12 protein-coding genes are annotated in these 11,699 nt (G+C 35.2%); 11 read left to right on the top strand and 1 reads right to left on the bottom strand.

Annotation, left to right across the window (positions count from 1 at the left end; all coding sequences use genetic code 11):
• Positions 1-273 precede the first annotated feature (273 nt).
• The 7 genes from ACTND6_RS05365 to ACTND6_RS05335 all read left to right on the top strand — a co-directional run bounded on the left by ACTND6_RS05365 (position 274) and on the right by ACTND6_RS05335 (position 5,426).
• Positions 274-1,209 carry a Fic family protein gene (locus ACTND6_RS05365; protein ID WP_441022605.1) on the top strand — a complete coding sequence of 312 codons (936 nt, stop codon included), beginning with the start codon at positions 274-276 and terminating at the stop codon, positions 1,207-1,209.
• A 119-nt stretch (positions 1,210-1,328) separates the two neighbouring features.
• Positions 1,329-2,165 carry a patatin-like phospholipase family protein gene (locus tag ACTND6_RS05360; RefSeq protein WP_441022603.1) on the top strand — a complete coding sequence of 279 codons (837 nt, stop codon included), beginning with the start codon at positions 1,329-1,331 and terminating at the stop codon, positions 2,163-2,165.
• Between the two features lie 7 nt (positions 2,166-2,172).
• Entirely contained in the window at positions 2,173-3,102 is a 930-nt protein-coding gene (locus tag ACTND6_RS05355; RefSeq protein WP_441022602.1) for a TIGR01212 family radical SAM protein, read from the top strand.
• A 43-nt stretch (positions 3,103-3,145) separates the two neighbouring features.
• Positions 3,146-3,403, top strand: coding sequence for a hypothetical protein (locus tag ACTND6_RS05350; RefSeq protein ID WP_441022600.1), 258 nt, complete (start codon positions 3,146-3,148; stop codon positions 3,401-3,403).
• Positions 3,404-3,481: 78 nt separating this feature from the next.
• Positions 3,482-4,606 carry an aldo/keto reductase gene (locus tag ACTND6_RS05345; protein WP_441022598.1) on the top strand — a complete coding sequence of 375 codons (1,125 nt, stop codon included), beginning with the start codon at positions 3,482-3,484 and terminating at the stop codon, positions 4,604-4,606.
• An 8-nt stretch (positions 4,607-4,614) separates the two neighbouring features.
• Positions 4,615-5,133: an ECF transporter S component gene (locus tag ACTND6_RS05340; protein WP_441022596.1), complete on the top strand. Its 519-nt coding sequence runs from the start codon at positions 4,615-4,617 to the stop codon at positions 5,131-5,133.
• Positions 5,127-5,426 carry a glutaredoxin gene (locus ACTND6_RS05335; RefSeq protein WP_178176951.1) on the top strand — a complete coding sequence of 100 codons (300 nt, stop codon included), beginning with the start codon at positions 5,127-5,129 and terminating at the stop codon, positions 5,424-5,426. Before ACTND6_RS05340 ends, ACTND6_RS05335 begins: the two co-directional genes overlap by 7 nt.
• 25 nt (positions 5,427-5,451) lie before the next feature.
• Here ACTND6_RS05335 and yfcE read toward each other — a convergent pair whose 3' ends face one another.
• Positions 5,452-5,994 (bottom strand): phosphodiesterase, encoded by a 543-nt coding sequence (yfcE, locus tag ACTND6_RS05330; protein ID WP_178176952.1) that lies wholly within the window; start codon positions 5,992-5,994, stop codon positions 5,452-5,454.
• Positions 5,995-6,145: 151 nt separating this feature from the next.
• On the opposite strand from yfcE, the gene gpmI reads away from it, so the two are divergent.
• The 4 genes from gpmI to ACTND6_RS05310 all read left to right on the top strand — a co-directional run bounded on the left by gpmI (position 6,146) and on the right by ACTND6_RS05310 (position 11,695).
• Positions 6,146-7,711 (top strand): 2,3-bisphosphoglycerate-independent phosphoglycerate mutase, encoded by a 1,566-nt coding sequence (gene gpmI, locus ACTND6_RS05325; protein ID WP_441022593.1) that lies wholly within the window; start codon positions 6,146-6,148, stop codon positions 7,709-7,711.
• Positions 7,712-7,789: 78 nt separating this feature from the next.
• Positions 7,790-10,228, top strand: coding sequence for a hypothetical protein (locus ACTND6_RS05320; protein WP_441022591.1), 2,439 nt, complete (start codon positions 7,790-7,792; stop codon positions 10,226-10,228).
• On the top strand, positions 10,221-10,925 hold the full coding sequence (locus tag ACTND6_RS05315) for a spermidine synthase (protein ID WP_441022589.1): 705 nt from the start codon (positions 10,221-10,223) through the stop codon (positions 10,923-10,925). The genes ACTND6_RS05320 and ACTND6_RS05315 overlap by 8 nt, the downstream gene beginning before the upstream one ends.
• Complete coding sequence (locus ACTND6_RS05310) at positions 10,922-11,695, top strand: hypothetical protein (RefSeq protein WP_441022587.1); 774 nt, start codon at positions 10,922-10,924, stop codon at positions 11,693-11,695. The genes ACTND6_RS05315 and ACTND6_RS05310 overlap by 4 nt, the downstream gene beginning before the upstream one ends.
• Positions 11,696-11,699: the final 4 nt, after the last annotated feature.

The raw sequence follows: 11,699 nt of genomic DNA, 5'->3' as shown, positions 1-11,699 counted from the left end.
AGACATTGACTGTCATCCAGCGTATATTCAGTCAATTGATTAAATCAATGCTAAGTGTTCAGGCTCTGAGTCCTACTTGTTTGTGCTTGTAAGGATGACGGCGACTTATAAATATTCAGGATATTTGCAAACAAATTGCCTACTCCTCCTAACGTGCTCTGTAGTGTATCTATACCTCCTAAGCAAAGCATACAGGAAAGAGGCGAGATTTACCAGTAATTTCATTACTGGTTTGTGAAGGCGGAAAGAAAGGCCGCCTTAATGGTAAAAAATATGAATAGTTTAATTAAGATTCAAGAATTATTGGAAGATAAAGCGGATTGTCAAGCTAGGTTGAATTTATTGCCTTACGATGGTTCTCCTGAAATAAAAGAAAAAAATGGTTCTCGTTATTTATATGTCAGAAAAAGAATTGCGGGAAAACTAACATCTACCTATGTTGATGCATATTCTGACGAGCTATATCAATTACTGCTAAAAAATTCTAGAGATGCTAGAACATTACGTAAAAGAATAAGGCAAATTGAAAAAAAATTATCTTTACTTGGATATAACGATTCTGAATTGTCAAATCGTGTGATTCAAAATATTGATTTTGCAAGAGCAAATATGAAAGCTAATATTTATGATCAAGCAGTATTAGAAGGTGTTGGTACAACTTTCCCACAGACAGAAGAAATTTTGGACAATGGAATTGTAAATGGTGTGAAAGCTTCTGATGTACAAAAAATATTAAATTTGAAACATGCCTGGGAATTTATATTAGATAAAGACGTCATTCAAAGTGATTCTAATTTTTATATGATTAGTCATATTGCAAAGTTAGTAAACGAGGGTTTTTATCTCGATGGAGGAAGAGTTCGCGGTGTTCCAGTTACAATTGGTGGAAGTAATTATGTGCCTCCTATACCACTTGAAAGTGATGTGAAAGAATCTATTGCAAACATAGTTCATGCTGAAAAGGATGTTATCGATATAGCAATTGATCTATGTATGTATTGCATGAAAGCACAAATTTTCATTGATGGGAATAAACGTGCCTCTGTAATATTTGCAAATCAATATCTCATTGCACATGGACAAGGATTACTTGTAATCCCAGAAAAAGAAGTTATGAAATTCAAGGAATTGTTAGTTAAATACTATGAAGGTGAAAACATTTCTGTTATAAACACCTTTTTAAAAGAAAAGTGCTGGAAAACTTTTTGAAGTGTGAATTAGCTTTATAAAATGATTGTTTCGCCTTTCTTTTATACATTTTCAAGCATCTGTTTCTAGAAAACAAAGAAAAAACAGTAGATACTAATGGATAAAAGTGGAGGTGGCATATGAAGATTGGTGTTGTTGATGTTGGTGGAGGATTACGAGGATCATTTGGTGCAGGTGTACTGGATTATTGTATGGAACAAGGGATTCGCTTTGATTTTGGAATTGGTGTGAGTGCTGGTGCTGCCAATATTTCTTCTTATATGGCAAACCAGCGTGGTAGAAACTTTGTTTTCTATACAGAATATTTCCAAAGAGAACAATATATGGGTGTGAAGAATTTAATCCATACAGGTTCCTATATTGGTCTGGATTACATTTATTCTTCTTTATCTGATCATGAAGGTGATTATCCTCTAGACTGGAAAACAATCCGGAATGATCCTAGAGATATGATGATTGTTGCGACAGATGCCAATACGGGCCTTCCACATTACTTTCATAAGTATGATATGCGCCAGGATTCGTATGATCCAATCAAGGCTAGCTGTTGTGTACCTGTCATCAATCGTCCATACAAAGTTAATGGCATTCCATATTTTGATGGTGGTCTCTCTGATCCGGTTCCATATGAAAAGGCATTTGAAGCAGGCTGTGATAAAGTTGTTGTGATTCTGACACGCCCAGAAGATTATCGAAGAATTCCAAAGAATGACAAGATCATCGCAGATCTTCTACATCCACATTATCCAAATGCTTCTTTAGCAATGCGAAATCGTTCTGTTGTCTATAATCAACAGGTAGATGCTTGTGAATATCTTCAAGTACAGGGAAAAGTTTGTATTGTTGCACCAGATAGTATTGGAAAGATGAAGACATTAACAAAAGATAAAGATAGTATTGAAGCTTTATATTATAAAGGGTATGAAGAAGCAAAAAGTATCTTGAATTTTGTATAATAGATGCATGCAAAAATATTACAATTCATTTACAGACTATTGTAAAAATACATTTCAAAGAAAACTATATCGTGTTACACTGGATGCAAATATGACTTGTCCAAATCGTGATGGAAGGATTGATCATCGTGGATGTATCTTTTGTGATGAAGGTGGTTCTGGTGATTTTGCGATAAAGTATACGGGTCAGTCCTTAACAAAAGAAGATCTGATTTACAATCATCAGGATGCAGATGCTGGTGATTATATTGCGTATTTTCAGGCATATACAAATACATATGCACCTGTTGAAACATTAGAACATTTATTTACGAGTGCTTTAAAAGATCCATTATTTTGTGGTCTTTCGATTGCAACACGCCCAGATTGTATCCATGAAGATACGATTGCATTATTGCAGAAATTGAGACAGGAATATCCTGACAAGTTTATATGGATTGAATTAGGATTACAGACGATTCATCCTAAAAGTGCATTGTTTATTCGTAGAGGCTATCCATTATCTGTATTTGATGCGTGTGTGGATGCATTGCATGCAATTGATATTCCAGTCATTGTACATGTGATTCTTGGATTGCCAAATGAAACGAAACAGGACATGATTGAAACAATCCAGTACTTAAACACAAAAAAGATTTTTGGAATTAAATTACAGCTATTACATTATCTCAAAGACTGTGATCTTGGTAGACTGTATGAAAAGGATCCATCACTATTTCATGTATTATCGATGGATGAATATATTGATATCATTACGGACTGTATTGGTTATCTGGATGAGAATATTGTTATTCATCGTTTAACAGGAGATGGGGCTTCTGATTTGTTGCTTGCACCACTCTGGTCAATGAATAAAAGACATGTTTTAAATCAGATTTTGCACACTTTAAAGATAAAAAATATTCAACAGGGAAGTTTTATTCACAAATGTGTGTGAAATTGTTGTAAGATGAATGCAATAGAAGTAAGTGACAACAAGTATGGTTAAGAATAGAGATGAAGTCAGACGTGATGTATTAGACATGTGCGGATGGGTACAAGATAGTTATCAGCTTCCAGAAAATTTCTTTTTGGAACAGTTTCATAAATTATTAAATAATCTTGAAGAGGAACTTATGATGGCTAAAACATCAGATGAATATAATGATATACGCGTTGGTGTGGAAAGAACACTTGTTGGTATGGCACAAAGGCATCATCTGGTTGAACAATATGTATTTAGGAAAGAAGTGGAATGATCTGCTTCTTTTTTTGGTCATTTTATTTGCATTGTTTTCATCTTTTATTGATAATTAAAAAAAGAAGAGGAAAGAACTATGTTAGATGAACAATTTGTCAGACAAATGCCAAAACTTGGTTTTGGTCTCATGCGTTTACCTAGAGTTGCGGATAGTGACGTCATTGATGTTGAGCAGACTGCAACAATGGCAAACATGTTTTTCGATGCTGGATTACAGTATTTAGATTCTGCCTATGTGTATGAAGGAAGTGAGGAAGCTGCCCGCAATGCCATCACTTCTAGACATGATCGTAATACGTTCTACATTACTTCAAAACTCAATGCAGGTGTTGCGAAAGATGAAGCAGATGCGAAAAATCAAATCCGTGTTTCTTTGGAAAGAGAAGGAGTGGATTACATTGATTTCTATCTTTTGCATGCATTGAGTGAAAATAATGTTGCGAAGTATGATGCATGGAATCTATGGGATTACGTCAAGCAGTTGAAAGAAGAAGGAAAAATTAAACATTATGGTTTTTCTTTTCATGGTACTGCGAAACTATTAGATGAATTATTAACAAAGCATTCAGATGTTGAATTTGTACAGCTGCAGATCAACTATGCGGACTGGAACAATCCATCTGTAGATTCTAAAGGTGTTTATGAAGTTGCTAGAAAGCACAATAAGCCGATTATTGTCATGGAACCTGTCAAAGGTGGTACATTAGCTGCACCTCCTGTAAAGGTTGCGGAATTGTTAAAGAAAGCTGATCCAGATGCAAGCTATGCTTCATGGGCAATTCGTTTTGTTGCGTCTTTACCAGGTGTAATGGTTGTATTGTCTGGTATGAGTAATATTGCACAGATGGAAGATAATCTTTCCTATATGAAGGATTTTAAGCCATTAAATGAGGAAGAAATGAAAGTTATTGAACAGGCAATGGATATCTTAGCTTCTATTGATCAGATTCCATGTACGGGATGCCATTACTGTACTGCAGGATGTCCAATGCAGATCCAGATTCCTGATATCTTTAAAGCAATGAATATGGATCTGATCTTCAATAAAAAAGAAGAAGCAAAGAAACGATATGAAAATGCAACGAAAGAGCCGCATGCAAAGGCTAGTGCCTGTGTACAGTGTGGTCAATGTGAAGTACAGTGTCCACAACATATTGAAATTCGTTCCTGGCTGAAGCGTGTATCTGAAGTATTAGAATGAGGGAGTGAATGAAACAGACAAAAAGAATTACAGTGATGGCAATGCTTTTAGCATTAGGTCTTGTATTGCCATATGCATTCCATGGAATTCCAAAAGGTGGAATGCTGTTTTCTCCATTACATATGCCTGCTTTGATTGGAGGTCTTGTATTAGGACCAGTGGAAGGTGCAATTGTTGGTGTCCTTTGTCCAATCTTGAATTCTATGATCACTGGTATGCCACAGGGGAATACATTGATTGCGATGTGTTTTGAATTACCTGTGTATGCAATTGTGACAGGTATCATGATGCGTGTATTGAAGGAAAAGAAAGATGGTGTAAAGATCTATGCTGCTTTGATGATTGCAATGATTGTTGGAAGGATTGCAGGTGGTATGATACAGTCTATAATTTTAGGTCTTGGCAATTATTCTTTACAGATGTGGGCAACAGCGTATTTTGTTTCTACATTTCCTGGAATTGTGATGCATCTATTAGTGATTCCGCCTGTCTGTATGGCACTCAAGAAAGCTGGGATTGCATGTTAAAAATATATGGTTCTCTGATGTGTTCGGATTGTACCAACTGCATGAAAAACTTTGATCATTATGGCATTGCATATGAATTCATGGATTGTTGTGCTTCTTTAAGAAATTTGAGTATTTTCTTAGAAATGCGTGATGAAAATCCAGTCTTTGATCGTTTGAAGGCAATCCATGATATTGGTTTTCCTGCAATTGTAAAAGAAGATGGAACAGTTTTTACAGATTGGGAAACATATCTCAAAGAACAAGGAAAAGAAATAATCACAAGGGATGGAGCTGCGTGTTCCATACAATAAGAAAGAGATGGGAGGACCATCTCTTTTAAAATTCTATTTTCATGTATTCTTTATGATCTAATGTATAAATCGTAAAGTCTGTATCTGTTAAGATGGCATATGTTCTTGGGTGGTTTTCTTTTGGTAAAGAAATTGATCCTGGATTTAATAAATAGATTCCGTTTTCCTGATATGCCGTAGGAACGTGTGTATGTCCACTTAAGAAGCAGTCATTTGTATTTAATGCCTGTGGGTTAGATGGTGTATATGTATGTCCATGTGTCATAAATACACGACGATCTTTGAGCAGGATATTGTTATATGCAGCTAAGACAGGAAAATCTAATACCATCTGATCTACTTCACCATCACAATTTCCTTTTACACAGATAAGTTTTGTTTTGAAGTCATTCATTATTGGAATGACTTTTTTAGGTGCGTAGTCTAATGGCAGATCATTTCTTGGACCGTGGTAAAGAATATCCCCTAGACAAAGAATATAGTCTGGCGTGTGGAAATCGTATGCGTTTTTGATCGCTTCTGCACCTGAGAGTGCACCATGAATATCACTGACAACTAAATATTTCATTTTTGTACCTCGTGTTGTGATACTATAGTATCACAATTCAAATGGATAGTATTCTTGTGTTGATTTCTGTGTATATTTTCACAATTCATTGCGTCAAATTAAAAAAAACATGAGATAATGTTCATGCTTGAAAAGGAGATTAAAAATATTTATGGCAAAACCAGTAGTATTAGTAGTCATGGATGGCGTAGGCTGGACAGACAAAGACAATGGTAATGCAGTAATGCATGCTTACAAACCTCAGATTGAGGAATTGATGACAAAGTGGCCTCATACAACAATCAAAGCAAGTGGTGTTGCGGTAGGTCTACCTAGTGATGCAGATATGGGTAACTCTGAAGTTGGACACAACGCTTTAGGTTGTGGTCAAATCTATTCTCAGGGTGCAAAGTTAGTAAATGAATCTATTGAAAGTGGAGATATCTACAAGGCATCTGCCTGGGTAGGTGCAGTTGATTACTTAAAAGAACATAATGGTAAATTACATTTTGTTGGTTTACTTTCTGATGGTAATGTACATTCCAATATTTCTCATTTGATTGCTATGATCAAGGAAGCTAAGAAGGAAGGCGTTAAGGAAGTTAGAGTTCATGCTTTACTGGATGGACGTGATGTTCCTGAAACAAGTGCATTACAGTATGTTGATCAGCTGGAAGAAGTATTCAAGGAATTGAATGATGATACATTCCATGGATGCATCGCCAGTGGTGGTGGACGTATGGAAATCACAATGGACCGTTATGAAGCTGACTGGTCTATGGTTGAAAGAGGCTGGCATATCCATGTTATGGGTGATGGCAGAAAGTTTGCTTCATGCAAAGAAGCTATCGAAACATATAGAGCAGAAGGTAACTACACAGACCAGTATCTTCCTGGATTCGTTATCGCTGATGGCGAAACACCTGTTGGTACAATTGATGATGGTGACTCTGTAATCCTTTATAACTTCAGAGGCGATAGAGCTGTTGAATTCTCTAATTGCTTTGATGATATGGATACATTTGACAAGTTTGATATGGTTAAGAAGCCAAAGGTATACTATGCTGGTATGCTTCAGTATGATGGAGACCTTAAGCTTCCTAAGAACTTCCTTGTTGAACCACCACACATTGAACATACAATGTCTGAATTCTTAGTTGAAAAGGGTGTTCATAGCTATGCTGTCAGTGAAACACAGAAGTTTGGTCATATGACATATTTCTGGAATGGTAACCGTTCTGAAAAGTTCTCTGATGAATTAGAAGTATGGGAAGAAGTACCATCTGATGTGATTCCATTTGATCAGAAGCCATGGATGAAGGCTACTGAAGTTACTGAAAAGATGGTTGATGCAATTGCCAGCGGCAAGTATCAGTTCATCAGATGTAACTATCCAAACGGTGACATGGTAGGTCATACAGGTAACTATGAAGCTACAATTATCGGTGTAGAAGCTGTTGATCTCAACCTCAGAAGAATTATGGATGCTTGTAAAAAGTATGACTATACAATGCTTGTTATGGCTGATCATGGTAACTCTGATGAAATGATCGATAAGAAGGGCAATCCTAAGACATCTCATTCCTTAGCTGTTGTACCATTTGCAGTATACAATGGACCAGAAGGAACAGAATGCAAGGAAGGCGATTTCGGTCTTGCTAACGTAGCTGCTACTGTATGTAAGATCCTCGGTTACGAAGATTATCCAACACAGTGGTTAGAACCAATCATTAAGTAAAAATGAACAAGAGGCGCAAGCCTCTTTTCTTTTTGTATCGTTAGATGTAAAATAGCGCATAAAAATCAGGAGTCGATCATGGAATATTTTACACAGTTTTATTTAGATCAAGAAAAAGATATGATTGTTGAATTATATAAGGAACAGGATCATTTGTTCTATATTTTGCGTACACCAAACCATACAACTGGAAATCTGATCAGTAACCTTGCAAAGATGTGTGATTTAAAGATTTCTTTTGATGATGCAGGTTTGAAGATAATCAAAGGTGAAATTCCATGTTACTACAATGATGAAGGAAATCTTGTATATATTTTTCGCTTAAAGGATACAAAGGTTGCGAATATTTATCCAAATGGAATGATTGAAAGAAAAGCTTCGATTCCTGCAATTTCTAAAACATTGATGTCTCAGACAAAAAACTATCAGCTAGATTTTCAGAAGACAGTTGTTAAGACATTTATTCAAAGAGAATATAAGTTTCATACAGATCTGCATACACATATGAATGCAAATCTGACGGGAGATATGCTGATTGCATTGGGAATCAAACATCAAATTCTCTATCCATACTACTATGTCAAAAAATTAAAACTGAAATGTAGTGCATCTCAGATTGATGCTTTAGAAAAACAGAGAAGTGCTGTTGCGAAAACATTTGAAAATTCCAGTCTGGAAGGTAAATATCTGCAGCGTAGAATTGATGATACGACATATATTAATTTCGCAGATCTTATTTTAAATAATATTGAAAATGCTGCGTATAACATTCCTCGGATTCGTAATTCATTAGCTGTCATGAAAGATGGACAGGCTGTATTTACAAATCTTGAAAAAGTGTATTTATATCGCTATGTCTTTACAAAGGGAATCATAGCAGAAAAGAAGATTCCATTGGAACATATTGATGAAATAAATGATCATGATATTCAAATGTTATTAAAGCAGATGCTTTTAGATAAAACAAATCCTGTATATCAGAACAATTCATTATTCCAGGATAAGTTATTATGGATTGCGAGAAAATATCAGAAGGAAGGCATCCAGTATGTAGAAATATCTGATACAACGCTTGTTAAAAAAGAAGCATCGATTCATATGTTAGAAGAAGTACATTCTGTGATGCCTGCTGTTTATCAGGAAACAGGTGTCATGATTCGTTTTCTTGCATCTTTTCGTCGTATTCCATTAACAATTGTCAGAGATTCTATCAGTGCAAATAACTACAAAGATAATCTAGAAGCATTGTATGGTGTGATGATGGATCCATATGTTGCGGGCAGTGACATTGTTGGAGAAGAAATCAATGATATTCGTGAATTAAAACCATTGATTCAAGAAATTACTCATCTAGCATCTATGGATGATTCTTTTGTTATTCGTATTCATGCAGGAGAAAATGATTCCTTGCGCGACAATGTATATAACAGTATTCGCTGTGTCGAAGAATCTTTAGAAAAGAATCAGAAGATGCCGCATGTTCGTATTGGTCATGGTTTATATACTGCCAATCTATCTACGGTAAAGGGAAAAGCATTTTTAGAATATTTGAAAGGGAAGGATGTTGTATTAGAGTTCCAGATTACTTCGAATGTGCGCTTGAATAATCTTTCAGATTTGTCAAAGCATCCATTAAAACAGTATTTACATGCAGGTGTAGATTGTGTTCAGGGAAGTGATGGTGGTGCGTTGTATGGAACAAACTCCATTGATGAACAGCTGTCACTGGAAAAAATTCTGCAATTGACAAATGATGATCTTGCTAAAATGTGTGAGAGTGAAAAGAAGATTATTGCTTTTTCAATGCATGCTTTTATAGAAAAGAAAAAGAAACTCGAACATGCATTAAAGACATCTTCTATGGAAACATTGTATGCAGAAAGAATGCAGTCATATCACGTAGATGATTTATCGAAAGATACATCTGAAATCTATGATTCATCTATTGTATTCAAAGACAAGATCGTCCCACTTCCAAGAGATAAATTTCCAGTCATTATTGCGGGAGGAAGTTTTAATAACGATACGCATATTACAAAAACAAGAAAAGAATATTGTGCGTTGATTGATACACTCATTGAAAAGTGTGATCCTGATAAAGTGGTGTTTGTGATTGGTGCATCACTGAAAGGCTATGAGAAATATCTGTTAGATCATGCTAAGAACTTTGAAATCTTTGCATTTGTTCCTGCTACGATTTCTAAAGCCAGACTGTATGCTTTACAAAGATGCAATGTTTCGATTCGTGTTGCAATTGAACCAAGCAGCATGGGAATCTATAAGTCAATAGCGTATGAAATCTTTAAGAGAAATGCATCTGTTTTATTAGCTCTCGATGGAAATTCCTCTGTTGTCAATCTTGTACAGGAAGCAAAGAATGCAAAGTATCCTTGTCGTATTTTTGTAAATCCACATTGTAAGATGCTGAAGAAGAAGGCAGATAGTCTATTGGGCTATGTCACTTTATTACACGATTCCAACAATGAAGAAGATGTATTAAAATATATCCATGCGTAAATATATATTATTTGAAAAAAAGACATCTGGTGGTACATTACGTGTCGTTGATACCGTTTTAGATGATGATGCGGTAAGCTTTTTATTTGTGAATGATACGTATCAATCTGCGATGTATCTGAGTGAAGAAAAAAAGTATGATCTTGTATTTCCGTATATGAGAAGATTTGATTATGCTTTTTTTGTGAATCCAGAGATTCAGAATGCATTTTTGATTGGTGGTGGCGGATTTGCGTATCCAAAGTTTTATGTGCATACGTATGAAAATGCTGAAATTACAGTTTCTGAAATTAATACAGATGTAATTTCTGTTGCGTTTCAGTATTTTGGATTACATGATTTAAGTGAAGATGAAACAAAGAGAATGCATATTGTGAATGAAGATGGCATTGAGTATTTAAGAGAATCTAACAAGAAGTTTGATTTGATTATCAATGATGCTTTTACTGGAAAAAAAGAACAGAGAAGAGATGAAGAAAGTATTCAAATCATTCATGATGCTTTAAATGAAAAAGGAATTTACATTGTGAATGTTCCAACGGCTTTGAGTGGTCCATTTGCAAAAAAAGGCAATGCATTCCGTAAATTATTACAGAATCATTTCAAACACACTGTTTTACTGGCAACCCAGGAAGAGAAACAACCATTTGAGAAGCAAAACGTATTAATGATTTCCAGTGATAGCGAACTATTATGAAGACAAAAGAAACAAAAAATTTAGAGAAGGCATTAGATGCCTTGAGTAAAGCAAAAAGAGAATATGGCTGTGAAGAAGTGACAATTGGATTTAAAAGCAGTGGTCATGGAGATGAAATCGTTGACTATATGACAATGGATGCAAAGGGTATCTTTAAATGTTATGAATTGAAAGTGACATTACAGGATCTTAAGACGGACAACAAGAAATCTTTTTATGGAGATTACAATTATCTTGTTGTATCAAAGAGTCTCTATGCTAAAAATCCAACATGGGCAAACTATATCCCTCCATACTGTGGAATATTAGTTGGGGAAGAACTGACAGTTAAAAAACAGGCAAAGAAGAAAGAGATTTTAGATGAAACTAGAAAAATGCTGGAAGATTCTTTGCTGCGCTCTGTATTCTGGAAGTATGAAAACTATAAAGATGCAAAAGATCTATCTAACATGCGTGAATTAAAAAAGCAGATTCAGGTATGTCAGGATGCTTTGCTTGAAAAAGAAAGAGAGAACGAAAGATTAACATTTACATACCATGACTATGAGTTTTACTATCGTAAAAATCATAGAGATCCATCTTTTACTCTTGAACAGGCTGCAAAAAATGAAAGAATGCAAAGTGCATGTCGAGAAAAAGAAGGGTATACATGGATGAAAACAGATGGAAAGTATGTTTGTCCATCTTGCAGGAAGGAAGCTATCTGTTGTGAAGGAATACAGCAGTTAACAGAGTTTTGTCCATTTTGTGGAACAGATCTTAGAAAGTAATATA

Origin of the sequence: Bulleidia sp. HCP3S3_C9, from assembly GCF_052064035.1 — a bacterium.
GTDB lineage: Bacteria > Bacillota_I > Bacilli_A > Erysipelotrichales > Erysipelotrichaceae > Bulleidia.
Note: the sequence above shows the minus strand (reverse complement) of the source record. Positions and strands in the feature narration are given on the sequence as shown.